Here is a 23,743-nt window from a genome sequence, read left to right on the forward strand (position 1 = left end):
ACCTTGGTGGTCACCGCCGCTCTCTCTCGTGCTGGCGTCCGTCAGGCAGCAGTTGCGCCTGCGCTGGCTAGGTCTTCTACGCCGCAGACGGCCCCTCGTCCGTGTGCGTCGGGTTGAGCACCCTGTCGAGGAAGGCGCGGGTGCGCGGCTCCTGCGGGTCGCCGATCACCTGTGCGGGCGGCCCGGACTCGACGACCACGCCGCCGTCCATGAACACGACGCGGTCGGCGACCTCCCGGGCGAAGGCCATCTCGTGCGTCACCACGATCATGGTCATGCCCTGCTGCGCGAGGTCGCGCATGACCGAGAGCACGTCGCCGACGAGCTCGGGGTCGAGCGCCGAGGTGGGCTCGTCGAAGAGCATGATCGACGGGTCCATGCTCAGCGCCCGGGCGATCGCGACGCGCTGCTGCTGACCGCCCGAGAGCTGCGTCGGGTGCGCGCTGCCGCGGTCGGCCAGACCGACCCGCTTGAGGTTGTGGAGCGCGACCTTCGTCGCCTCGGCCTTCGAGCGCTTGAGGACCTTGCGCTGCGCAACAGTGCAGTTCTCGAGAACGGTCTGGTGCGTGAACAGGTTGAACTGCTGGAACACCATGCCGACGTGCTGGCGCACGGCGTCGATGTTGATGTCCGGGTCGGTGATCTCGGTGCCCAGGACGGTGATGGTCCCCGACGTCGCGCTCTCGAGCTGGTTGACGCAGCGCAGCAGCGTCGACTTGCCCGAGCCCGAGGGGCCGATCACGCAGACGACCTCTCCGGGGGTGACGTCGAGCTCGATGCCACGGAGCACCAGGTTGTCGCCGAAGCTCTTGTGGAGGTCGCGGACCTGGACCACGGGCGCCGCGTCAGCCGCGGTGCCCTCGGTCGTCGCTGGAGGTGTGAGGGTCATGAGCGCGATCCCTTCCCGGTGCGCTTCTCGAGCCAGCGGGCCAGCAGGCCGAGCGGGATCGTGATGCAGAGGTAGCCGATGCCGGCGACGAACAGACCGGTCAGCCCACCGCCCGAGCCGCTCGAGAGCGCGTCGCGGCCGATCTTGGTGAGGTCGAACTGGGTCGGGAGCAGACCCATGAGGTAGATCAGCGAGGTGTCCTTGGTGAGCAGGATGATCTCGTTGGTCATGGGGGGCAGGACGATCCTGAAGGCCTGCGGGATCACGACGGTCAGCAGCGTGCGGCCGTGGGACATGCCCAGAGACCGGGCCGCCTCGATCTGACCGCGGGGGACAGCCTCGATCCCGGCGCGCAGGGTCTCGGCGATGTACGCGGCGGACACCATGCCGAGGGCGAGCGCAGCCTTGAGGGTGAGCGAGGAGATCGACACCCCGAGCGCGATCGGCACGGCATAGGCGAAGGCGATCACGACGAGCAGCGCGGGGATGCCGCGGAAGAACTCGATGTAGATCGTCGCGAGCCAGCGGTAGACGCCGACCGACGAGAGCTTCATCAGGGCGAGCACAGTCCCCAGGCTCAGCCCGACGGCGAAGGCCGCGGCCGTGTACATCAGGGTGTTGAGGAAGGCCCGGGGGATCTTCGGGAAGAGGTCTTGGGCGGCCTCGACGTTGAAGATCTGGTCGCCGACGCGGCCCCAGTCGATCGAGACCGCGAGGACGACGACGGCGACCACGAGGAGGCCGTACTGGATCCCGCGGGAGATGCGCGCACGCTTGCGCGGGCTCATCCGGGTACGAGCCTCCACCGTCGCGCGGGGCGCGACGGCGGAGGGCGCTGCTTCGGGTGTCGTCATGAGTCTCAGCCCTCGGCGGGCGCGGTCCCGATCCACTCGGTGTACAGCTCGTCGTAGGTGCCGGCGGTCTCGAGGCGGACGAGCGTCGTGTTGATGGCGTTGACCAGGGCGGTGTTGCCCTTCTTCACGCCGAAGCCGTACTGCTCACCGGTCGAGAAGTTTGCCGCGACCTCGAAGCCGTCGGAGATGAAGGGGGAGAGGCTCGCGATGTCGTTGACGACGGCGTCGACCTGCCCGGTCTGCAGGGCCTGGACCTGGGCGCCGAGGTCGTCGAAGACCACTCCTTCGAGGCCGTTCTCCTCGGCCCACGAGGCCCCGGTCGAGGAGACCTGGACGGCGACCTTCATACCGGCGAGCGACTCGACCGTCGAGAGGTCCGAACCCTCGGCGACGAGGAGGCCCTGGTCGGCGTCGAAGTACGGCTCCGAGAAGTCCATGTTGGCCGCGCGCTCGTCGGTGATGGTGATGCCGGAGGCGACGACGTCGCACTGGTTCGCGTTGAGCGCTGCGCCCGACTCGATGCCGTCGAAGCCCGTCGCGAGAGGGGCGAGCTCGAGGTCGAGGTCGGCGGCCACCTCGCTCATGAGAGACATGTCGAAGCCGACGATCTCGCCGTCCTTCTCGAGCTCGAAGGGCTCGAAGGGCGGGTTGGTGCAGACCGTGAGCTTGCCCGACGCGATGGTCGCGATCGACCCGTCTGCGGCGGTGCCGTCGGAGCTGGCGTCGTCGGAGGACGAGCATCCTGCGAGGAGGAGGCCGCCGAGGGCGACGAGGGCTGCTGCGCTACGTGCTGTGTTCATGGGACACCTCAGAGGCCGAGTGGTTGAGTATTCATGTCCCATGATACATATTCACTCGGGCTCCTGTGCGAGGACTCAGGCCGCAGAGCCCACAGTGACCGACGTGACAGCCGCGTAGAAGATCTTCTCGAGCCTCAGCGACCTGTCGGACATCTGGCTCGGGTCCAGCACGAGCGCCGTGGCGACCTCGACGCTGCCTCCCCACCGCGCGACCTCGGCGAGCACGACACCCGCTGTGCGCGGGGCGAAGACCAGGCCGTAGACCTGCCCGACGACCGAGCCGTCGTCGAGGACGCTCGTCGTACGAGGGTCGGCTCCGGAGAGGTCGACCCCCGCAGCCGTGAGCAGGTCGACGGTGCTGCGCAGCCGGAGCGGTCGCCGCAGCGCCGCGATGCTGTAGTCCGGTCGGTCGGGGCCAGGCACGGTCCGCAGCACGCGCGCGACCAGAGGCAGCTGGACCGCGAGGTCGTCAGGACCCGCCACGACCCTGTCGATCGACACGTCGAAGCGGTCCCGCGGGTCGCTGGTCATGCTCGCGGTCTCGTCATCAGGTCTGATCGTCCGGTCTCAGGCTGCTGGGCGCGTCGCACCGGCCCCGACGCGCACGGTCCGACGCGCACGGCCCGGCGCACCGGCCCCGACGCGCACGGCCCCGCCGTGCAGGGTCCAGTCACGCTGCTCTCACCCTGCGTAGATCGCGGCGATCTCGTCGCTGAAGTCGGCGAGGACCTTGGCACGCTTCACCTTGAGCGACGGGGTGAGGTAGCCGTTCGCCTCGGTGAAGTCTGTGCTGAGCACGTGGATCTTGCGGATCGACTCGGCGCGGGACACGGCCTCGTTGGTCCTGTCGACGGCGCGCTGGAGCGCTTCGAGGACGGCCGGGTGCTTGCCGGCAGCCACGACGTCCATCGACGGCAGACCCTTGCTGCGCAGCCACCCCGGGAGCATCTCGGCGTCGAGGGTCACGAGCGCGGCGATGAACGGCTTCTGGTCGCCCACGACTACGCACTGGCTGACGAGAGGGTGCCCGCGGAAGCGGTCTTCGAGCATCGCTGGGGCGACGTTCTTGCCACCCGCCGTCACGATGATCTCCTTCTTGCGGCCGGTGATGCGCAGGTACCCGTCGTCGTCGAGGGACCCGAGGTCGCCGGTCCGGAACCAGCCGTCGACGAGGGCCTCGGCTGTGGCCTCGGGGTTGTTGCGGTACCCGCGGAACACGTGCTCGCCGCCGATGAGGATCTCGCCGTCGTCGTCGATCTTGGTGCTCGTGCCGGGGAAAGACGGGCCGACCGTGCCGATCTTGATGAGCCCGGGGCGGTTCACGGCCGTGGGCGCGGTGGTCTCGGTGAGGCCGTAGCCCTCGAGGATCGTCAGACCGATCCCACGGTAGAAGTGGCCGAGCCGCTCGCCGAGCGGCGCCCCGCCCGAGATCGCGTACTGCGCCTTGCCGCCGAGCGCAGACCGCAGCTTGGAGTACACGAGCGCGCTCGCGAGGGCGTGCTGCGCCTTGAGTGCTGCCGAGGGACCAGGTCCTCCGGAGGTGGCCTCGGACATCGCGATCGACACCTTGGCGGCCCAGCGGAAGAGCCGGAGCTTCGCGCCGCTGCCGGCCTTCTGCTCGGAGGAGTTGTAGACCTTCTCGAAGACGCGCGGCACGGCCAGCAGGAAGGTCGGCTGGAAGGTCGCGAGGTCGGGCAGCAGGTTGCGGGTGTCAGGGGTGTGTCCCATGACGGCGCCCGACGTCACGCACAAGACCTGGACGAAGCGGGCGAAGACGTGGGCGAGCGGCATGAACAGCAACGACCGAGCCCCGGGCACCGCGCAGATGTCACCGAGGCCCTCGACGCCGTTGTGGGTGAGGAACACGAAGTTGCGGTGGGTGAGCTCGGCGCCCTTGGGGCGTCCTGTCGTGCCCGAGGTGTAGATGATGGTCGCGAGGTCGCTGCCCACCACGGCCTCGCTGCGCGCGGTGACCTCGGCCGTGTCGACGCTGCTGCCCGAGAGCCGCAGCTGGTCGACGGCGTCGTCGTCGATGACCAGGACGTCGGTGAGCTCGGGCAGGGTCGTGCGGGCCTCCTCGACGAGCGAGGCGTGGGTCGAGGTCTCGACGAGGGCCAGGCGCACACCGGCGTCTCCGCAGATCCAGCGGATCTGGTCGGCCGAGCTGGTCTCGTACACAGGCACCGGGACGGCACCCACGGCCCACACCGCGAAGTCCAGCAGGGTCCACTCGTAGCGCGTGCGCGACATGATCGCGACCCTGTCGCCGACCTCGATGCCGCGCGCGAGCAGCCCCTTGGCCGTGGCGAGCACCTGGTCGGCGAACTGCTGGGCCGTCACGGGCTGCCAGGCGTCACCGAGGTGCGTCTTGCGCTCGATGAGCACGCCGCCCCCGTCCCTGCGCACACGGTCGGCGAGCAGGGTGTTGATCGACGAGCTGTGCGGTGCGTCGGTCAGGCTGGGGGAGGAGAACTCGATCATGCGGGCATCCTTGCTGGCGATCGGGCAGGGCGGGTGGTGCTGACGTCCGGGTGGTGCTGACGTGCGGGGGTGGGCACAGCGGCCGACCCCCGCACGGTCGAGCAGGTCAGGCTCCGCGAGGCTTCTTGGCCTCGGCCTCGCCGAGCTCGGAGCGCACGACGACGATGCCGCCCTGCACGGCCGGGTCGCCCTGGCCGTCAGCGGCGATGTCCAGGCGGAGCTCGCCGGTGACCCGGCCGGCTCCGCGCAGGTCGACCATCGACGACTCGATCGCGTGCAGCGAGGCCCGCGGCACGGCGAGCTCGGCGAGCAGGATCGGCGTGCGCATCGAGACCTTCGCCTCGGACTTGATCTTGCGCAGCGTCGCGAGGGCGTGACCCGAGGCCGTCAGGACCGAGAGGTCCGTGCCGGCAGCGGCTGTGCGCAGGCTGTCCGAGGTGGGCCAGGCGGCCTGGTGGACCGATCCCTCGCGCCACCAGGACCAGACCTCTTCGGTCGCGAAGGGCAGCACGGGGGCGAAGAGACGCAGGAGCGTGTCCAGGGCGATCGCGAGACCGGTCCTGGCGGACAGCGTCTCGGCGGTCACGTCGGTGGCCTCGGCACCTGCACCGTAGGCGCGGTCCTTGACGAGCTCGAGGTAGTCGTCGCAGAAGGTCCAGAAGAAGGTCTCGGAGACCTCGAGGGCCTTCGTGTGGTCGTAGCCCTCGAGTGCGGCCGTGGCACGGTCGACGACGTCGGCCAGACCGGCGAGCATCGCCCGGTCGATCGGCTCGGTGACCAGCGCCGGGTCGAGCACGAGGTCGTCCTCGCCGGCGAAGGACAGCGCGAACTTGCTCGCGTTGAGGACCTTGATCGCCAGGCGGCGACCGATCTTCATCTGCCCGACCTCGAAGGCGGCGTCGGTACCCAGGCGTGCCGAGGCGGCCCAGTAGCGGACGGCGTCGGAGCCGTGCTCTTCGAGCAGGCCCATCGGAGTGACCACGTTGCCCTTGGACTTGCTCATCTTCTTGCGGTCCGGGTCGAGGATCCAGCCGGAGATCCCGGCGTCGGTCCACGGCAGCGAGCCGTGCTCGAGGTGCGAGCGGACGACAGTCGAGAAGAGCCACGTGCGGATGATGTCCTGGCCCTGGGGGCGCAGGTCCATCGGGAACACGCGGGAGAAGAGGTCGGGGTCGCTCAGCCAGCCACCGGCGATCTGCGGGGTGAGGGACGACGTGGCCCAGGTGTCCATGATGTCGGGGTCACCGACGAAGCCGCCGGCCTGGCCGCGCTGCTCGGCCGTGTAGCCGGCCGGGACGTCGGAGGACGGGTCGATCGGCAGGATCGCCTCGTCGGGGACGATGGGCGAGTCCCACTGCGGCTCGCCGTGCTCGTCGACGGGGTACCAGACGGGGATCGGCACACCGAAGAAGCGCTGACGGGAGACGAGCCAGTCGCCGTTGAGGCCACCGACCCAGTTCTCGTAGCGGACCTGCATGAACTCCGGGTGGAAGTTCAGCTCGGCGCCCCGGGCGAGCAGCTCGGCCCGCAGGTCGCGGCCGGGCATCTCACGCCCGCCGTTGCGGATGTACCACTGACGGCTCGTGACGATCTCGAGGGGCTTGTCGCCCTTCTCGAAGAAGTTGGCCTTGCGCTGTGTCGCGACGGGCTCGCCCTTGAGGTCGCCCGACTCGCGGAGCGCGTCGACGACCACGGTGCGTGCGGAGAACGTCGTCTTGCCGAGCATCTCGGAGAACAGCGCCGTGCCCTGCTCGCTCGTGATCCACTCGGGGAGCTCGCGGGTGATGCGGCCGTCGCGGACGAGGATCGACCGGGTCGGCAGCTGCAGCTCGCGCCACCACTGCACGTCGGTGAGGTCGCCGAAGGTGCAGCACATGGCGATGCCCGCACCCTTGTCGCGCTCGGCGAGCGTGTGGGCGAGGACGGGGACCTCGACACCGAAGAGCGGCGAGGTGACCGTGGTGCCGAAGAGGTGCTGGTAGCGCTCGTCGTCAGGGTGCGCGATGAGGGCGACGCAGGCGGGGAGCAGCTCGGGGCGGGTGGTCTCGATGACCACCTCGGAGCCGTCGGCCGCGTGGAAGGCGATCTTGTGGAAGTGCCCGGGGTAGTCGCGTGCCTCGAGCTCGGCCTGGGCGACGGCGGTCTGGAAGGTCACGTCCCACAGGCCTGGGGCCTCGGCCTGGTAGGCCTCGCCGCGGGCGAGGTTGCGCAAGAAGGCCGTCTGCGCGACGGCCTGGGCCGGCTGCCCGATGGTCTGGTAGTGGTGCGCCCAGTCGACGCTCAGGCCGAGGTAGCGCCACAGCGCCTCGAACTGCTGCTCGTCCTCGGCCGTGAGGCGCTCGCACAGCTCGATGAAGTTCTTGCGGCTGATCGGCTGCTGGTCGGCCGCCTTGACGCTCTTGCCCTCGGCTCCTTGCAGCGGGGGCTCGTAGCCCTCGACGTAGGGGAGCGAGGTGTCGCAGCGGACGCCGTAGTAGTTCTGCACGCGGCGCTCGGTCGGCAGGCCGTTGTCGTCCCAGCCCATCGGGTAGAACACGGACTTCCCGCGCATCCGCTGGAAGCGGGCGACGACGTCGGTGTGGGTGTAGCTGAAGACGTGCCCGACGTGCAGCGACCCGGAGACCGTGGGGGGAGGGGTGTCGATCGAGTAGACGTCGGCGCGCTCGGCGCTGCGGTCGAAGGTGTAGGTGCCCTCGGTGGCCCAGGCGGAGTCCCAGCGACCCTCGAGACCGTCGAGGCTGACCTTCTCGGGTACCTGCTTGACCGTTGCGACCACGGGTCGGGTGTCGGGCGCTTCGGGGACAGGTGCGGAGACGTCGGGTGAGCTCATGGGGGCCATCTTTCCAGATGCGCAGGAGGTTCTGGGATTCCGGCGCGGCCTGTGGACGGCCAGGACGTCTCCCGCGTCCCGTGGCGTCCGGCTCGTCAGCGGCCAGACCGGGGCCGTCCCGCAGGGTGGACGCGCTGTCCGAGGGAGGAGAACGGGGATCCTGCGCCCGTGGTCGCCCCGTCGTCTCACCGGGTGAGAACCGCGTCACGTCTGGCAGGACAGGCGGTCCCGTGACGTATCGTGTGGGGACGGAGTGCGCCGAGCGCACTCAGTCACGCTCCACCTCTCGACGGGTCGTCGAGAGCACGCCGGACCACCGGCCTCCGCAGACCAGGGAAGCAATCGTGAACGAGATGTGTTGTCGGTTCAGCCGCCGCCACTCTCTTCCGCCGACCCTGTAAGGAACCCACCGCCCATGTCGATCGACCGCGACATCATCGGGCCCGTGACGACCGCCAAGACCTCTCGCAGCGTCTCGCTGTGGGCGCGTCTGCGCCGCGACCGCCTCGCCGTCGCCGGTCTCGTCACGATCGTCTTCTTCCTGCTCGTCGCGATCTTCGCGCCGCTGCTCTCCTCGCTGTCGGGCAACGACCCGTACACGTACCACCTCGACGCGCTCGACGCGTCAGGTGCGCCGGCAGGCTTCGGCGGCGGGATCAGCGCAGAGCACTGGTTCGGCGTCGAGCCGCTGACGGGCCGCGACCTCTTCTCGATCGTCGTGCACGGCTCGCGGACGTCGCTCGTGGTCGGGCTCGGTGCGACGGTGGTCGCGATGCTCCTCGGGACTGTCGTCGGGCTCGTCGCGGGGTACTTCGGAGGGTGGGTCGACACCCTCGCGAGCCGCGTCATCGACGTGATGTTCGGGTTCCCGAGCCTCATCTTCATGATCGCCCTCGGCGCGATCGTCCCGGTGTCCTTCCCCAGGGTGCTGCTGCTCGTGCTCATCATCGGGTTCTTCGGGTGGGCGTCGATCGCCCGGGTGGTCCGCGGTCAGGTGCTCTCGCTGCGCAAGCAGGGCTACGTCCGCGCCTCGACAGCCCTCGGCGCCCGGCACAGCCACATCTTGTTCAAGCAGATCCTGCCGAACCTCAGCGCGACCATCGTCGTGTTCTCGACGATCACCATCCCGGCCACGATCGGCTCCGAGGCGGCGCTGTCCTTCCTCGGCGTGGGTGTTGCCCCGCCGACCCCGTCGTGGGGCCGGTCGATCGGTGACGCCGTCACCTGGTTCTCGGTCACGCCGATGTACCTCGTCTTCCCCGGAGCGGCCTTGTTCTTCATCACCCTGGCCTTCAACGTCTTCGGCGACGGCCTCCGCGACGCCCTCGACCCGCGCTCGAGGGGGGTCCGCTCGTGAGCGACCACCAGCACTCCAGCACACCTGTCGTCGAGGGCCCCGGCAGCACCGCAGCCGCCCGGACGGCGGGCATCGGCACGAGCGCGGCGCGCACGGCACGCTTCGTGCTCGGCAAGGCGAGCGGCATGGTCGTCGTGCTGCTCATCGTCTCGGCCCTGACCTACGCCGTCTTCGTCCTGCTCCCGGCAGACCCGGCCCAGCTCGCCTGCGGTCGTCCGTGCACGCCGGAGCGCCTCGAGGCAGCCCGCGGGTACATGGGGCTCGACGAGCCGCCGTGGAAGCAGTACCTGCTGTTCCTCGGCGGGATCTTCGCGGGGCGGACCTTCGGGGCCGGCGCGACAGCCATCGAGTGCGCGACACCGTGCCTCGGGTACTCCTTCAGGCTCAACGAGTCGGTGACCGACCTCATCATCAGCCGCCTGCCCGTCACGGTCTCGATCGCCGTGGGCGCCGCCGTGCTGTGGCTGCTGGTCGGTGTGGTGTCCGGGGTGGTCGCGGCGATCAAGCGCGGGACCGCCGTCGACCGACTGATCATCCTCGGCGCGATCGCTGGTGTGTCTGCCCCGAGCTACCTCGTGGGTCTGCTCGCGATCCTGCTGTTCGGCTTCACCCTCGACATGGTCCCGGTGTCCGGCTACGTGCCCTTCACCGAGAGCCCCCTCGACTGGGCGTGGCACCTCGTGCTGCCCTGGACCGTGCTCGCGCTGCTCTCGGCAGCCGTCTACGCCCGGCTCACCCGCGCCCAGATGCTCGACGTCATGGGACAGGACTTCATCCGGACGGCCCGCGCCAAGGGGCTCACCGAGGGTCGGGTCATCACCCGGCACGCGCTGCGCAACGTGATGATCCCTGTCATCACGCTGTTCGGCCTGGACCTCGGCTCGCTGCTCGGCGGGGCCGTCATCACCGAGCGGGTGTTCTCGATGCCCGGTCTCGGCTCGCTCCTGCTCGACGCCGTCGGCAACTTCGACCTCCCGATCCTCGTCGGCGTCACGCTCTTCTCGGCCGCGATCATCATCGTGGCGAACTTCGTCGTCGACCTCGTCTACGGCGTCCTCGACCCGAGGGCGCGCTCATGAGCCGCGCCCAGGTGGTCGTGCGACGCACTGGGACGTCTGGGACGTCTGGTCCCGCCGTGCTCGGGTCGCTGGTCATGCAGCGATGTACACAGCGCTGACTCAGCGCGCCCCGTGACCTGGCGCCGCGCGACACCGCGCGAGCGCACCCCGAAGCACCAGCTCCTCGAGAGGCACGACCCCCGATGAACGCATCACGACCTCGCAGCACCCGCGCTGCACGCCCGACCCTCCTCAAGGCCGCAGCCGCGACCGCAGTCCTCGCGCTCACCCTGACCGCCTGCAACGCGAACGGCGGCGACGACGACGCGACCGCCCCGAGCACCCAGGGATCGACGGGGACGACGGAGAAGGGTGGCACCATGACCATCCTCACGTCGGCCACCGAGATCAACTGGGACCCGGCCAAGAGCCAGAACCTGGCGATCACGACCCTCGGTCTCGTCGAGCGACGCCTGACCACCTGGGGCGTCGAGCCCGGCAAGCCCGGCGTCGTGGTCCCCGACCTCGCGACCGACACGGGCACCGTCTCCGACGACGGCAAGACCTGGACCTACACCCTCAAGGACGACATCTTCTTCGAGGACGGCACGCCGATCACCTCGGCCGACATCAAGTACGGCATCGAGCGGTCCTTCGCGCCTGAGCTCTCGGGCGGCCTGAGCTACCACAAGAGCCTCCTCGAGGGCGGCGACGAGTACGCGGGCCCCTACACGGGCGGCGACCTCGCGTCGATCGAGACCCCTGACGACAAGACGATCATCTTCCGTCTGAAGTCCGCCTACGGCGACTGGCCGTGGATCGTCTCGCAGCCGGCCTTCGCACCGGTCCCCGAGGCGCAGGACGACATCGCGACCTACACGCAGCAGCCTGTCGCGTCGGGCCCCTACAAGGTCGTCGACACGAAGCAGGGCGTCTCGGTCACCCTCGAGCGCAACGACAAGTGGACCGAGGAGAGCGACGACGTCCGCACCGCCGGACCCGACTCGATCGTCTTCTCCCTCGGGCAGGACGCGACTGTCACCGCGCAGCGCCTCATCGCCGACGCAGGCGACGACAAGAACGCCTTCGGTGCGAGCTTCGTCCCGCCAGCCCAGCTTGCGCAGGTCGCGAACAACCCCTCCGCCAAGGAGCGTCTGGTGACCTCCGACGCCGGGGCGCTCGCCTACCTCGCGATCAACACCGAGCGTGAGGGCCTCGACAACGTCCAGGTCCGTCAGGCGATCCAGTACGCGGTCGACAAGCAGGCCTTCCAGGTCGCCTCCGGCGGAGAGACCGGCGGGGCTCTGGCCACGACGCTCATCACCCCGGGCATCGAGGGCCGTGAAGACTTCAACCTCTACGAGGCCGACGCGGCCGGTGACGTCGACAAGGCCAAGGAGCTCCTCACGGAGTCTGGCTGGGACCCGACCAGCCGTGAGCTCGTGCTGCTCTCCGAGGACGACTCCGTGTCGCTCTCGCAGGCGCAGGCCGTCGAGCAGGGGCTCGAGCGTGCTGGTTTCCAGGTGACCATCAAGCCTGAGGCGCAGCTCGCCGCGGTCCAGACCCTCACCCAGGGCACGGGTGAGTACGACCTGACGATCAGCTCGTGGCAGCCGGACTTCCCGAGCGCGAACGGCAACATCCAGCCGCTGTTCGACTCGAGCCAGATCGGCAACGGCGGGTACAACCTGGCGCGGTTCTCCGACCCGGCCGTCGACGAGCTCATCGCCCAGGCGACCGCCGAGATCGACGTCGAGAAGGCCGGCGCCCTCTGGGCCCAGGCCGACCGCGCGATCATGGAGCAGTCGCCCGTCGTCCCGCTCATCTACACGCGGAACTCGTTCCTGCACGGCTCCAACGTGCAGAACTTCTACATCCCCGCCTTCCCGGCCTACCCGAACTACCTCAAGGCATCGCTGAGCCAGTGACCACGACCACAGAGAACGCCAAGAACGCCGAGAGCACGGTGCCCCTCCTCACCGTGGACGGGCTGACCGTCCGGTTCGAAGGCCAGGACACTCCCGCCGTCGGTGGGGTCTCCTGGACGCTCGAGCGCGGGCAGGTGCTCGCCCTCGTGGGCGAGTCCGGCTCGGGCAAGAGCGTCACGGCGTTCTCTGTGCTCGGGCTGCTGCCGGCGACGGCGACTGTCGCCGGCAGCATCCGGCTCGACGCCGAGCACCTCGGTAGCGAGCCCGCGCACGACGGTGCCCGCCACGGCGGACCCGTCGAGCTCGTCGACGCATCCTCGGACACCCTGCGGGGTGTCCGGGGCGGTGTCGTCGGGCTCGTGTCCCAGGAGCCGATGAACGCCTGGAACCCCGTGCTGACGATCGGGTGGCAGATCATCGAGGCCGTCCGCACCCACGCCAAGGTCTCGCGCGCCCAGGCGCGCGAGCGCCTGCTCCAGCTGCTCCACGAGGTCGGGCTGACCGACCCTGAGCGGGTCGCCCGCTCGTACCCGCACCAGCTCTCGGGCGGACAGCTCCAGCGCGCACTCATCGCGATGGCACTGAGCGCCGACCCCGTCGCGCTCATCGCCGACGAACCCACCACAGCGCTCGACGTCACGGTCCAGGCCGGGATCCTCGAGCTGCTGCGGTCCCTGCGGGACTCGCGCGGCATGGCGATCCTGCTCATCACCCACGACATGGGCGTGGTCGCGGACCTCGCCGACGACGTCGTGGTGATGCGCCGCGGGCTGGTCGTCGAGAAGGCACCGGCGGCGACGCTGTTCTCCGACCCCCAGGACGCGTACACCCGAGAGCTGCTCGACGCCGTGCCTCGGCTCGGCGCGCTGCCCGAGGCGGAGGTGCTCGACGCAGCAGACCCAGAGACGCCGGTCCGTCGCTCCACCACCACGACCGCCAGCGACACGCGGGCCGCTGCGGCTCCGTCGCCTGCACCTGCAGCACCGCCCGTCGACCTCCGCGACCTCCACGTCGTCTACCCGGGCGCTCGCCGCTCGGCGCCCGTGCACGCTGCTGACGGTGTGACGCTGCGCATCGACCGCGGGGAGATGCTCGGCCTGGTGGGGGAGTCCGGCTCCGGCAAGTCGACCGTGGGCCAGGTGCTCGCCGGTCTGGTGCCGGCGACCTCCGGCTCGGTGCGGGTCTGCGACGTGGACCTGCGCGAGGCGTCCCGCAAAGAGCAGCTGGCCGTGCGCAAGCGCGTCGGTGTGGTGTTCCAGGACCCCGCCTCGACCCTCAACCCCCGCTGGACCATCGCGCAGGCGATCGGTGAGCCCCTCGGTCTGCACACCTCGCTGCGCGGGTCTGAGCTCCGCGACCGCGTCGCGCACCTGCTCGAGATCGTCCAGCTCTCGCCAGACCTCGCCGACAGGTTCTCGCACGAGCTCTCGGGCGGGCAGCGTCAGCGCGTGTCGATCGCGCGGGCTGTGGCTCTCGACCCTGACGTGCTCATCGCGGATGAGCCGACGAGCGCCCTCGACGTGTCGGTCCAGCAGCGCATCCTCGAGGTGTTCGCGGACCTGCAGCAGAGGCTCGGCTTCTCGTGCCTGTTCATCTCGCACAACCTGGCTGTCGTCGAGCGGGTCACGGGTCGCGTCGCGGTGATGCACCAGGGGCGGATCGTCGAGCAGGGACCGACGCGCGACGTCCTGGGCTCCCCGCAGGACCCGTACACGCAGCGGCTGCTCGCGGCCGCGCCCGTGGCGGACCCCACGGTCCAGGCGGAGCGTCGCGCGCACTGGCTGACGCTCACGCGCTGAGCAGCGCGATGAGCGGCGCGCTGTTCGGGTGCTGGACCGCGCGCTGCTCACCCACTGGACTGCGCGCTGCTCAGGTGCTGAGTCGCGTGATGTTCGCGTGCGTGAACCTCGCGCCGCTGTCCCCGTGAGCCGCGCGCTGCTCACGGCCGCTGCACCGCTCAGACTGCTGCACCGCTCCTGACTGACCGCCGTACCGCTCACCGCTGCTGCGCCGCGACGCCCAACGCCGTCCCGACCTCTTCGTACCCGTGCCGCACCTGCCCGAGCGAGATCCGCAGGTGACCGCCGGGTGGCTTCGGGGTGCTCGTGGTGCTCGTGACGCTCGTGGTGAAGGGCGCCCCGGGGGCGCACCGGATGCCGAGCGCCGCGAGGTGCACTGTCGCGGCGCGCTCGTCAGTGACCGGCAGCCACATGTTGATCCCGTCGCCGGCCCGCAGCTCCGCGCCGGTCGCACGCACGGCCCGCGAGACCTCACGCTGCCGCAGGGCGTAGGCGTTCCTGGCCTGGGCGACGCTCTCCCGGACCGTCGAGTCCGTGAGCAGCTCGAGCAGGACCTCTTGCAGCATGCGGCTGGTCCACCCGGGGCCGAGCATCCGCCGCGCCACGACGTCGCGCATGAGGTCGGCCGGCGCTGACATCGCGGCGATGCGCAGGTCGGGTCCGTGGGACTTCGAGAAGGACCGCACGTGCACGACCTGGCCTGGTAGGTGCGTCCCGAGACTCACGTCAGGCGCCTGGCAGATGCTCCCGGAGTGGTCGTCCTCGACCACCAGCACGTCGCGGCCCCGCGGGTGGCGGCGCAGCACGTCGGCGAGCTCGGCGGCCCGCGCAGCGGTGAGCGACGCCCCCGTCGGGTTGTGCGCCCGCGGCTGGAGCAGCACGACGCCCGGCCCGTCGTCGAGGACCCGCGCGAGACCGTCGGGCCTCATGCCGTGCTCGTCGACGTCGACCCCGAGGGTCTGCGCACCGAGGTGGTCGAGCAGGTCGTAGAAGGGTGGGAAGGACGGGTTCTCGACCGCGACGCGCGACCCGAGACTCACGCGGAGCTCGAGCACCCGGCTGAGCCCGTCCATCGCACCGTCGACGACCGTGAGTGCCTCGGGCACGAAGGGCCAGTCGGCCCGCAGGCGTCGTTCGAGCGGCGCGATGAGCGCGGGCCCGAGATAGCTCGACGTGGTCGCCCCCTGCGTGCGCCGGGCGAGCCGGGCGAAGGCGACGCCGAGCGGGGGAAGGAGCTGGGGGTCGGGGGTGCCCGACGACAGGTCGATCCGGTACGGGACCTGGTCGCCCGCGGCGAGGTCCCTGTACCGCGGCGGCAGCCACGTGGAGCGTTGGCTCAGCACGAAGGTGCCGGCGCGCCCGCGCGTGCGGACCAGGCCAGCCTCGGCGAGGGCGTGCCACGCCCCGGAGACGGTCCCCGGGCTCACCCGGAGCTGGGCGGCGACGTCCCGGACCGTCGGCATGCGCTCGTCGGCCGCGATCTCACCGGACCTGATGAGCCGCGCGAGGGTCGCGGCGATCCCTGCGGGCGTGCGGTCTGTCACGAGCTCGGCGAGGTCCATGCCCTGATCTTGTGGTGCCCGCGACCGGGGACGGAGCGCCTGGCCGGAGAGTTAACACGACCGACACGAGCGTTCTCGGGGACGTTACGTGGGGACACGCCGCGGAAATGTTCAAGGCCGAGAGTCACACCCATCAGCCCGCCAGGTGGAGGCGGCGACGAGGAGAGGCGAGGTGTCCGCGTGACAATCGTGAGGACAGCACTGACCCAGGCGACGTGGACCGGCGACAAGGAGTCCATGCTCGCCAAGCACGAGCAGTTCACCCGTGACGCGGCGGCCCAGGGCGCGAAGATCATCTGCTATCAGGAGCTCTTCTACGGTCCGTACTTCGGCATCGTCCAGGACACGAAGTACTACGAGTACGCGGAGTCGGTGCCGGGCCCGATCACCGAGCGCTTCCAGGCTCTCGCCAAAGAGCTCGACATCGTCATCGTCCTCCCCGTCTACGAGGAAGACCAGCCCGGCGTCCTCTACAACACGGCTGCGGTGATCGACTCGGACGGCAGCTACCTCGGCAAGTACCGCAAGCACCACATCCCGCACCTGCCGAAGTTCTGGGAGAAGTTCTACTTCCGTCCCGGCAACCTCGGATACCCGGTGTTCGACACGGCCGTCGGCACGATCGGCGTGAACATCTGCTACGACCGCCACTTCCCCGAGGGGTGGCGTGCGCTCGCCCTGGGCGGCGCGGAGATCGTGTTCAACCCCAACGCCACGGCACCCGGGATCTCGAACCGTCTGTGGGAGATCGAGCAGCCGGCTGCCGCCGTCGCCAACGGGATGTTCGTCGTGGCGACCAACCGGGTCGGGCTCGAGGACGACGAGTTCGGGGACGAGGCCGTGAACTTCTACGGCTCCTCCTACGTGGTCGGACCCGACGGCGCCCTGGTCGGCGAGATGGGCTCCTCGACCGAGCCCGAGCTGCTGATCCGCGACATCGACCTGGACAAGGTCCGTGAGGTGCGCGAGCGCTGGCAGTTCTTCCGCGACCGCCGCCCGGACGCGTACGAAGCGCTCGTCGCGCCGTGACCTAGGCAGGCCCGGCGCGGCCCGGTCCCGACCGGCCCGGCCTGGCCTACGGCGTGGCGCCGCCCGGTCCCGTCCGGCCCGGCTCCGTCCGACCTGGACCGCGCGCCCGGCCCCGTGTCTGCGCCCAGCTCAGCCCCAGCACTCCGACCTCCTCCGACCTCCTCCGACCCCCCAGGAGACCCATGTACACGCTCATCACCGGCGGGACCGTCGTCAACGCGACAGGGACGGGGCTGGCCGACGTCCTCGTCGAGGACGAGACGATCGTCGCCGTCCTCGAACCTGGCTCGGCCGTCCTCGGCGAGACCTTCCTCGCCGGGGTCGACCGCAGGATCGACGCGACAGGCAAGTACGTGATCCCGGGCGGGATCGACGCCCACACGCACATGGAGATGCCCTTCGGCGGGTCCTTCGCCTCGGACAGCTTCGAGACGGGGACCCGGGCCGCCGCCTGGGGTGGCACCACGACGATCATCGACTTCTCGGTCCAGTACGCCGGCCAGGACGTGCTCACGCAGTTCGCCGCGTGGCACGAGAAGGCCGCCGGGAGGTGCGCGGTCGACTACGCCTTCCACCAGATCATCGGCGGGGTCGACGACGTCTCCCTCGCGGCGATGGACACGCTCATCGACGAGGGTGTGTCGAGCTTCAAGCTCTTCATGGCCTACAAGGGCGTGTTCCTCTCCGACGACGGGCAGATCGTCCAGGCCATGCAGCGGGTGTCGAACAACGGCGGGCTGCTGATGATGCACGCGGAGAACGGGTCGGTCATCGACCTGCTCCAGCAGCAGGCCCTCCAGCGCGGGGACACCGACCCGATCCACCACGGGCTGACCCGTCCGTGGCAGACGGAGGAGGAGGCCACGTACCGCGCGATCCGGCTGGCCGAGCTCACCGGGGCGCCCCTCTACGTCGTGCACGTCTCGGCGAAGCAGGCCGCGCAGCGCATCGCCGAGGCCCGCGACACCGGGCAGAACGTCTTCGGCGAGACCTGCCCGCAGTACCTGTGGCTCTCCCTCGAGGAGCAGCTCGGCGCCCCGGGCTTCGAGGGGTCCAAGTGGGTGTGCTCGACGCCGTTGCGCTCGCGGTCCGACGGCCACCAGGAGCACATGTGGCGCTCGCTGCGCACCAACGACCTGCAGCTCGTGAGCACCGACCACTGTCCCTTCTGCATGAAGGGGCAGAAGGAGATGGGTGTCGGTGACTTCACGAAGATCCCGAACGGGATCGGCTCGGTCGAGCACAGGCTCGACCTCATCTACCAGGGCGTGGTCACGGGCAAGATCTCGCTCGAGCGCTGGGTCGAGATCTGCTGCACCACGCCGGCCCGGATGTTCGGGCTGTACGGCACGAAGGGCGTCATCCAGCCCGGGGCCGACGCCGACGTGGTCGTGTACGACCCGGCGGGGCACACGAGCATCTCGGTCGAGTCGCACCACATGAACCTCGACTACTCCGCGTGGGAGGGCTTCGAGGTCGACGGGCACGTGGACGTGGTGCTGTCCCGCGGGAAGGTCCTCGTCGCCGACGGCGAGTACCACGGTCGCCCCGGGCACGGGCGGTACGTCAAGCGGGGGCTGTCGCAGTACCTCATCTGAGGGGTCGTGCGTCCCCGAGCCTCCCTCCCCAGCAACCCCAGCCCTGACAGAAAGGACACCGCTCATGGACTTCGGTGTCGTCCTCCAGAACCACCCGCCGGCGTCACGCGTCGTCGAGCTGACGCGCCTGGCCGAGACCTACGGGTTCTCCTACGCGTGGACCTTCGACTCGCCGCTGCTGTGGCAGGAGCCCTTCGTCGTGTACCCGCAGATGCTCGCCGCGACCCGCAAGATCAAGGTCGGCCCGATGGTCACCAACCCGTCGACGCGCGACTGGACCGTGCTGGCGTCGCTGTTCGCGACGCTCAACGACATGTTCGGCAACCGCACGGTCTGCGGCATCGGCCGCGGGGACTCGGCGGTCCGGGTGCTCAACGGACGCCCGTCGACGCTCAAGGCGCTGCGCGAGTCCATCCACGTGATCCGCGAGCTGGCGAACAGCCGCAGCGTCGAGCTCAACGGGTCCACGCTGCAGTTCCCGTGGTCCAAGGACTCTGAGCTCGAGATGTGGGTCGCGGCCTACGGCCCGCTCGCGCTCAAGCTCACCGGCGAGGTGGGGGACGGCTTCATCCTCCAGCTCGCCGACCCGGACATTGCCGCCTGGATGATCAAGGTGGTCAAGGAGGCGGCCGAGAAGGCCGGACGGGACCCCGAGGCCATCACGTTCTGCGTCGCAGCCCCCATGTACGTGGGCGACGGCGACTCGCCGGCCGAGCGGGCGCACATGCGCGAGCAGTGCCGCTGGTTCGGGGGGATGGTCGGCAACCACGTGGCCGACATCGTCTCGAAGTACGGGGCGGACTCCTCGGTCCCCAAGGCGCTCACCGACTACATCGAGGGCCGGCAGGGCTACGACTACAACGAGCACGGCCTGGTCGGGAACTCGCACACGAGCTTCGTGCCCGACGAGATCGTCGAGAGGTTCTGCCTGCTCGGCTCCCCGCGGGAGCACGTCGAGAAGCTCCAGGCGCTGCAAGACCTCGGGGTCCACCAGTTCGCCGGGTACCTCCAGCACGACAACAAGGAGGAGACCCTGCGGCTGTACGGCGAGCGGGTGATCCCGGCGATGGCCGAGCACGTGACGGCCAAGGCATGACGAGCCCTGCTGGGCTGACGGCGGAGACTGCCGTCGGAGTGCCGACCGGAGACCCTGAGATCTTGCCGGCGTCCGAGCGGCGGGTGACGACGGGGCGCTCCGGGTCGCTGCCAGCCCGTGTCCTGGGCTCCAAGCCCGTCGTCGCGGTCTTCGCCGTCGTCGTCCTCGGCTCGGTGTGGGAGCTCTACAAGGCACTCGGGCCGGCCGACGGCTGGTCTCTCGGTGAGACCCGGCTGCTGCCACGCACGACCGACCTCGCCATGCCGCACACCTGGGAGATGGTCGCGCGGCTCTTCGACCCCGTGTCGGGGGCGCGTGACGCCCCGGTCCTGTGGCGGGCCGTCCTCGAGGCCGGCGCGCTGAGCCTCGGGATCGCCGTCGTCGGCTGGGTGGTCGGCGTGACCGTCGGGATGCTGCTGGCGCTCGCCATGCAGCGCCTGCGGGTCGTCGAGCGGGCTGTCCTGCCGCTCGTCGTGCTGTCTCAGACCGTCCCGCTCATCGCCCTCGCCCCGCTCGTGAGGTCGTGGGGCGCGAAGCTCGAGATCGGCAGCCTCGCGTGGGAACCGTGGATGTCCGTCGCCGTGATCGCCTCCTATCTCGCCTTCTTCCCCGTGGCCGTCGGGATGCTCCGCGGGCTGCAGTCGCCCGACACGATCCATGTCGAGCTCATGACCGCCTACGCGGCCGGGTGGTTCGCGACCCTCGTCAGGCTCCGTCTGCCGGCCGCCGTCCCGCACCTGCTGCCCGCCCTGCGCCTCGCGGCCGCGAACGCCGTCATCGGGACCGTCGTGGCCGAGGTCGCGACGGGCCTGCCCGGTGGGATCGGCCGGATGATCCTCGAGTTCGCGAACTTCGCGTCGAGCGACCCCGCCAAGCCCTGGGCACCGATCTTCGGCGCCGTGGTCCTCGGGCTCGTCGCGGCCGGGCTCGTGACGCTGCTCGGCCGGTCGCTCGGTCGGTTCCGTCGGGGCGAGGTGGTCGCATGAGCGCGGCTGCCGACTGTCTCTCTGCCGCTGCCGCTGCCCGCGCCACTGCCGCTGCAGCTGCCCCCGCCGACGCCCGCGCCCCTGGCCAAGCCCCAGCCCCTGCTCGTGCTCACGCCCGACCGACCCGAGGAGCGCTCTGATGTCTCAGCCCGACCCGCAGTCCCCGCCCCTCTCGACGTCTGAATCCGCCAGCACGACGCCCGCGCCCCTGGCATCCCAAGGTGCCCAGGCCTCGGCCGTCCAGGTCGACTCCGTCACGCGCGTCTTCGGCCGTGGGGCCAGCCAGGTCGTCGCCCTCGACGACGTGAGCCTCACGGTCGCACCTGGAGAGTTCGTCTCCCTGATCGGTCCCTCGGGCTGCGGCAAGTCGACGCTGCTGCGCCTCGTCGCCGACCTCGACCAGCCGACCTCGGGCACGGTCGAGGTCTTCGGGCGGCCCGCACGCCAGGCGCGGCTGTCCCGGGAGTACGGCATCGCCTTCCAGCAGGCCGGCCTGCTGCCGTGGCGGACCGTCCGGGCGAACGTCGAGCTCCCGCTCGCGCTGTCCGGGACCGGCCGAGGAGCCCGGAGAGAGCGGGTCGACCACCTGCTCGACCTCGTCGGGCTCGCCGACTTCGCCGACAGCTTTCCTGACCAGCTCTCGGGCGGCATGCAGCAGCGCGTCGCGATCGCCCGGTCCCTCGCGGAGGAACCGAGCCTGCTGCTCATGGACGAACCCTTCGGTGCCCTCGACGAGATGACCCGCGAGCACCTGCAGACCCAGCTGCTGCGGATCTGCGCCGAGACCCGGGCCGCCGTCGTGTTCGTCACCCACTCCATCCCCGAGGCCGTGTTCCTCTCGGACACCGTGGTCGTCATGTCGCCGCGACCTGGCCGCATCCGGGAGATCGTCCCCGTCGGGCTCGACCGCGCAGGGATCGCCCCAGCGACAGCCGTGAGCACAGCGGCCGAGGACGCCGTCGGAGACGACCTGCGCACGGCAGACGCCTTCGTCGACGCCGTCGCCAGGGTCCGGACCGCCCTGCACGGCGACCTCGCCTCGGCGGGACGTCCTGGCGGTGCGCCTGGGGAGAGCCGCACGGCACGCCCCGCAGGGGTAGACCAGCGATGACGACCACCCGGCCCGTCGGTGGCCCGACCACCTCAGCCCCCGAGTCGTCCGGGGCTGCCGCGGACACGTCGACCTCCGGGGCATCCGTCGCCTGGTCAGACAGCCGCCTCATGCGCTCTGGGGCCTCAGCGCTCGCGGCCGTCGCACCGCCGGTGGTCCTGCTCGCCGCGATCCTCGTCGCATGGCAGGCGGCCGTGACGTTGGGAGACGTCCCAGCCTTCGTGCTCCCGGGCCCGTCAGCCATCCTCGACGAGCTCCGCGACCTCGCCGGTCCTATCGCCTCAGCCGCTCTGGTCACCGGACGCAACGCCCTCGTCGGGCTGGTCGTGGGGGCAGTCCTGGGGATCGTGCTCGCCGTCGTCGCGTCCTCGGCGAAGATCGTCGACAGGCTCGGCGAGCCCGTCGTCACCGCGCTCTCCGTGGTCCCCGTCGTGGCCCTCGCCCCGGTCCTGTACTCGATGTACGGGGCGGCGTCCGAGCAGGCCCGCGTGATCGTCGCCGGTCTCGCGGTGTTCGTGCCCGTCTACGTCAACACGCTGCGCGGTCTGCGGCAGGTGACCCCGGTGCACCGCAACCTCATGCGGGCGCTCGCCGCCTCACCCCGGCAGGTGGCACTCACCGTGACGGTCCCGACCGCCGTGCCCTTCGTCTTCACAGGGCTGCGCATCGCCTCGTCCCTCGCGGTGATCTCCGCGATCGTCGCCGAGTACTTCGGTGGGCCGCGCTCGGGCATCGGGTCCTTCATCACGACGGCCGCGTCGGGCTCCAACTACGCCCGGGCGTGGGCCTACGTGCTCGGCGGGATCGTCGTCGGGCTCGTGTTCTTCACGGTGACGGCGATCGCAGAGCACCTCGCGACCCGGAGGAGACCTGCGTAGTCGGCGAAGAGCACCTACCCCCACGATGTCCACCTGCCAACGGCTGCCAGGCGGTCGCGAGACGAGCCGCCGGCCCGACTCGCACGAGAAGGACCAGTCCACCCACGCGTCAGCCTCCGAGGCCGACCGACACAGGGAGAAGACATGAGGACCACCACACGTTGGAGGGCGGCCGCTGCGGCGACAGTCGCCGCAGGGCTCGTGCTCACAGGATGCTCGAGCTCGGACGAGGACGCCGACGCGTCCACCGGCGGCACCGGAGAAGATCTCACGCCGGTGAAGCTGCAGCTGCAGTGGCTCACCCAGGCCCAGTTCTCCGGCTACTACGCAGCGCTCGACCAGGGCTACTACGAAGAGCAGGGCCTCGACGTCGAGATCATCCCGTCGGGCGGCGACATCGTGCCGCAGGACGCACTCGCCCAGGGGGAGGTCGACTACGCGGTCGCCTGGGTGCCCAAGGTGCTCGGGTCGATCGAGCAGGGCGCGAACATCACCAACGTCGCGCAGATCTTCGAGCGCTCGGCGACCCTCCAGGTCTCCTTCGCCGACGCGGGCATCGACTCGGTCGAGGACCTCGCGGGCAAGAACGTCGGCTCGTGGGGCTACGGCAACGAGTGGGAGCTCTTCGCAGGGCTGGGGGAGGCGGGGGTCACCGACTTCACGCTCGTCACCCAGGCCTTCGACATGCTCGGTCTGCTCAACGGCGACATCGACGCCGCGCAGGCCATGACCTACAACGAGTACGCGCAGCTGCTCGAGACCGTGGACCCGGACACCGGCGAGCTGTACACGCCCGAGGACTTCTCGGTCATCGACTGGAACGACGAGGGCGTCGCGATGCTCCAGGACGCCGTCTGGGCCGACACCGAGCGCCTCGAGTCCGACCCGGCCTACGAGGAGACCACCGTCAAGTTCCTCACCGCGACCCTCAAGGGATGGGCCTACGCCCGCGACAACCCCCAGGAGGCCGCTGACATCGTCACAGCCGCCGGCTCGACCCTCGGGACGAGCCACCAGCTGTGGATGGCCAACGAGGTCAACAAGCTCATCTGGCCCAGCACCACGGGCGGAATCGGCCTGGTCGACCCCGCAGCGTGGGACAAGACCGTCGAGCTCGCGATGTCGACCGAGAACGAGACCGGCTCGACGATCATCACCGAGGCTCCACCGGAGTCGGCGTACACGTCCGAGTACGTCCAGCAGGCCATCGACGCGCTGACCGAGGAGGGCGTCGACGTAGTCGGCACCGACTACGCGCCGATCGACGTCACCCTCGCCGAGGGCGGCAACTGACGGAGCGCGGGGGTGCGGCTCGCCGGGAGCCGGCGCCGCACCCCCGCAGCCCGCAGCCCGCACTCCCGCAGCCCGCGTGCCCTGCAGCTCGCGCACGCCGCGTAGCCCAGCAGCTCGCGCACGCCGCGTAGCCCAGCAGCCCCGACCCGCCAGGATCCCCTCCTGTCAGCCGCCGCGCTGGCTTTGACCATCCC

Annotated in this window: 18 protein-coding genes; 11 read left to right on the forward strand and 7 right to left on the reverse strand. The window is 70.3% G+C overall.

Annotated features, from left to right (window positions below; translation table 11 throughout):
* Positions 1 to 76: 76 nt before the first annotated feature.
* The 6 genes from HZZ10_RS16470 to valS all read right to left on the reverse strand — a co-directional run bounded on the left by HZZ10_RS16470 (position 77) and on the right by valS (position 7,854).
* Complete coding sequence (locus HZZ10_RS16470; RefSeq protein ID WP_218928893.1) at positions 77 to 889, reverse strand: amino acid ABC transporter ATP-binding protein; 813 nt, start codon at positions 887 to 889, stop codon at positions 77 to 79.
* Entirely contained in the window at positions 886 to 1,743 is an 858-nt protein-coding gene (locus HZZ10_RS16475) for an amino acid ABC transporter permease (RefSeq protein WP_218928894.1), read from the reverse strand. Before HZZ10_RS16475 ends, HZZ10_RS16470 begins: the two co-directional genes overlap by 4 nt.
* Positions 1,744 to 1,748: 5 nt before the next feature.
* The gene (locus HZZ10_RS16480; protein ID WP_179914338.1) at positions 1,749 to 2,543 is read right to left on the reverse strand and encodes a transporter substrate-binding domain-containing protein; all 795 of its coding nucleotides are present in this window, start codon (positions 2,541 to 2,543) and stop codon (positions 1,749 to 1,751) included.
* A 75-nt stretch (positions 2,544 to 2,618) separates the two neighbouring features.
* Positions 2,619 to 3,074, reverse strand: a complete 456-nt coding sequence (locus HZZ10_RS16485; protein WP_056129833.1) for a hypothetical protein — start codon at positions 3,072 to 3,074, stop codon at positions 2,619 to 2,621.
* Between the two features lie 150 nt (positions 3,075 to 3,224).
* Entirely contained in the window at positions 3,225 to 5,024 is a 1,800-nt protein-coding gene (locus HZZ10_RS16490) for an AMP-dependent synthetase/ligase (protein WP_179914339.1), read from the reverse strand.
* 106 nt (positions 5,025 to 5,130) lie between these two features.
* Positions 5,131 to 7,854, reverse strand: coding sequence for a valine--tRNA ligase (gene valS, locus HZZ10_RS16495; RefSeq protein ID WP_179914340.1), 2,724 nt, complete (start codon positions 7,852 to 7,854; stop codon positions 5,131 to 5,133).
* A 415-nt stretch (positions 7,855 to 8,269) separates the two neighbouring features.
* On the opposite strand from valS, the gene HZZ10_RS16500 reads away from it, so the two are divergent.
* From HZZ10_RS16500 to HZZ10_RS16515, 4 genes are all read left to right on the forward strand, one after another.
* Positions 8,270 to 9,211: an ABC transporter permease gene (locus HZZ10_RS16500; protein WP_056129838.1), complete on the forward strand. Its 942-nt coding sequence runs from the start codon at positions 8,270 to 8,272 to the stop codon at positions 9,209 to 9,211.
* Positions 9,208 to 10,290 (forward strand): ABC transporter permease, encoded by a 1,083-nt coding sequence (locus HZZ10_RS16505; RefSeq protein ID WP_200945451.1) that lies wholly within the window; start codon positions 9,208 to 9,210, stop codon positions 10,288 to 10,290. The genes HZZ10_RS16500 and HZZ10_RS16505 overlap by 4 nt, the downstream gene beginning before the upstream one ends.
* Positions 10,291 to 10,472: 182 nt before the next feature.
* The gene (locus tag HZZ10_RS16510) at positions 10,473 to 12,197 is read left to right on the forward strand and encodes an ABC transporter substrate-binding protein (RefSeq protein WP_179914341.1); all 1,725 of its coding nucleotides are present in this window, start codon (positions 10,473 to 10,475) and stop codon (positions 12,195 to 12,197) included.
* Entirely contained in the window at positions 12,194 to 13,996 is a 1,803-nt protein-coding gene (locus HZZ10_RS16515) for a dipeptide ABC transporter ATP-binding protein (protein WP_308507605.1), read from the forward strand. The genes HZZ10_RS16510 and HZZ10_RS16515 overlap by 4 nt, the downstream gene beginning before the upstream one ends.
* Before the next feature lie 197 nt (positions 13,997 to 14,193).
* On the opposite strand, the gene HZZ10_RS16520 is transcribed toward HZZ10_RS16515, so the two are convergent.
* Positions 14,194 to 15,558 carry an aminotransferase class I/II-fold pyridoxal phosphate-dependent enzyme gene (locus HZZ10_RS16520; RefSeq protein WP_179914342.1) on the reverse strand — a complete coding sequence of 455 codons (1,365 nt, stop codon included), beginning with the start codon at positions 15,556 to 15,558 and terminating at the stop codon, positions 14,194 to 14,196.
* Between the two features lie 180 nt (positions 15,559 to 15,738).
* On the opposite strand from HZZ10_RS16520, the gene HZZ10_RS16525 reads away from it, so the two are divergent.
* The 7 genes from HZZ10_RS16525 (at position 15,739) to HZZ10_RS16555 (ending at position 23,549) form a co-directional block, all read left to right on the forward strand.
* A complete protein-coding gene (locus HZZ10_RS16525; protein WP_056129849.1) occupies positions 15,739 to 16,587 on the forward strand; it encodes a nitrilase-related carbon-nitrogen hydrolase in 849 nt (282 codons plus the stop codon).
* A gap of 182 nt (positions 16,588 to 16,769) precedes the next feature.
* Positions 16,770 to 18,185: a dihydropyrimidinase gene (gene hydA / locus HZZ10_RS16530; protein ID WP_056129852.1), complete on the forward strand. Its 1,416-nt coding sequence runs from the start codon at positions 16,770 to 16,772 to the stop codon at positions 18,183 to 18,185.
* Between the two features lie 64 nt (positions 18,186 to 18,249).
* Complete coding sequence (locus tag HZZ10_RS16535) at positions 18,250 to 19,281, forward strand: TIGR03842 family LLM class F420-dependent oxidoreductase (protein ID WP_056129855.1); 1,032 nt, start codon at positions 18,250 to 18,252, stop codon at positions 19,279 to 19,281.
* Positions 19,278 to 20,267 carry an ABC transporter permease gene (locus tag HZZ10_RS16540; RefSeq protein WP_228087730.1) on the forward strand — a complete coding sequence of 330 codons (990 nt, stop codon included), beginning with the start codon at positions 19,278 to 19,280 and terminating at the stop codon, positions 20,265 to 20,267. The genes HZZ10_RS16535 and HZZ10_RS16540 overlap by 4 nt, the downstream gene beginning before the upstream one ends.
* A 139-nt stretch (positions 20,268 to 20,406) precedes the next feature.
* Positions 20,407 to 21,378, forward strand: a complete 972-nt coding sequence (locus HZZ10_RS16545; protein WP_179914343.1) for an ABC transporter ATP-binding protein — start codon at positions 20,407 to 20,409, stop codon at positions 21,376 to 21,378.
* On the forward strand, positions 21,375 to 22,256 hold the full coding sequence (locus tag HZZ10_RS16550; RefSeq protein WP_179914344.1) for an ABC transporter permease: 882 nt from the start codon (positions 21,375 to 21,377) through the stop codon (positions 22,254 to 22,256). The genes HZZ10_RS16545 and HZZ10_RS16550 overlap by 4 nt, the downstream gene beginning before the upstream one ends.
* A gap of 144 nt (positions 22,257 to 22,400) precedes the next feature.
* Complete coding sequence (locus HZZ10_RS16555; RefSeq protein WP_179914345.1) at positions 22,401 to 23,549, forward strand: ABC transporter substrate-binding protein; 1,149 nt, start codon at positions 22,401 to 22,403, stop codon at positions 23,547 to 23,549.
* Positions 23,550 to 23,743 lie beyond the last annotated feature (194 nt).

This window comes from Sanguibacter inulinus, from assembly GCF_013415325.1.
Classification (GTDB): domain Bacteria; phylum Actinomycetota; class Actinomycetes; order Actinomycetales; family Cellulomonadaceae; genus Sanguibacter; species Sanguibacter inulinus.

Coding starts and splice junctions, on each gene's coding strand:
- HZZ10_RS16555 (WP_179914345.1), top strand. CDS start 22,401: ATGAGGACCACCACACGTTGGAGGGCGGCCGCTGCGGCGACAGTCGCC.
- HZZ10_RS16485 (WP_056129833.1), bottom strand. CDS start 3,074: ATGACCAGCGACCCGCGGGACCGCTTCGACGTGTCGATCGACAGGGTC.
- HZZ10_RS16520 (WP_179914342.1), bottom strand. CDS start 15,558: ATGGACCTCGCCGAGCTCGTGACAGACCGCACGCCCGCAGGGATCGCC.
- HZZ10_RS16510 (WP_179914341.1), top strand. CDS start 10,473: ATGAACGCATCACGACCTCGCAGCACCCGCGCTGCACGCCCGACCCTC.
- HZZ10_RS16490 (WP_179914339.1), bottom strand. CDS start 5,024: ATGATCGAGTTCTCCTCCCCCAGCCTGACCGACGCACCGCACAGCTCG.
- HZZ10_RS16475 (WP_218928894.1), bottom strand. CDS start 1,743: ATGACGACACCCGAAGCAGCGCCCTCCGCCGTCGCGCCCCGCGCGACG.
- HZZ10_RS16545 (WP_179914343.1), top strand. CDS start 20,407: ATGTCTCAGCCCGACCCGCAGTCCCCGCCCCTCTCGACGTCTGAATCC.
- hydA (WP_056129852.1), top strand. CDS start 16,770: ATGTACACGCTCATCACCGGCGGGACCGTCGTCAACGCGACAGGGACG.
- HZZ10_RS16540 (WP_228087730.1), top strand. CDS start 19,278: ATGACGAGCCCTGCTGGGCTGACGGCGGAGACTGCCGTCGGAGTGCCG.
- HZZ10_RS16470 (WP_218928893.1), bottom strand. CDS start 889: ATGACCCTCACACCTCCAGCGACGACCGAGGGCACCGCGGCTGACGCG.
- HZZ10_RS16500 (WP_056129838.1), top strand. CDS start 8,270: ATGTCGATCGACCGCGACATCATCGGGCCCGTGACGACCGCCAAGACC.
- HZZ10_RS16480 (WP_179914338.1), bottom strand. CDS start 2,543: ATGAACACAGCACGTAGCGCAGCAGCCCTCGTCGCCCTCGGCGGCCTC.
- valS (WP_179914340.1), bottom strand. CDS start 7,854: ATGAGCTCACCCGACGTCTCCGCACCTGTCCCCGAAGCGCCCGACACC.
- HZZ10_RS16550 (WP_179914344.1), top strand. CDS start 21,375: ATGACGACCACCCGGCCCGTCGGTGGCCCGACCACCTCAGCCCCCGAG.
- HZZ10_RS16535 (WP_056129855.1), top strand. CDS start 18,250: ATGGACTTCGGTGTCGTCCTCCAGAACCACCCGCCGGCGTCACGCGTC.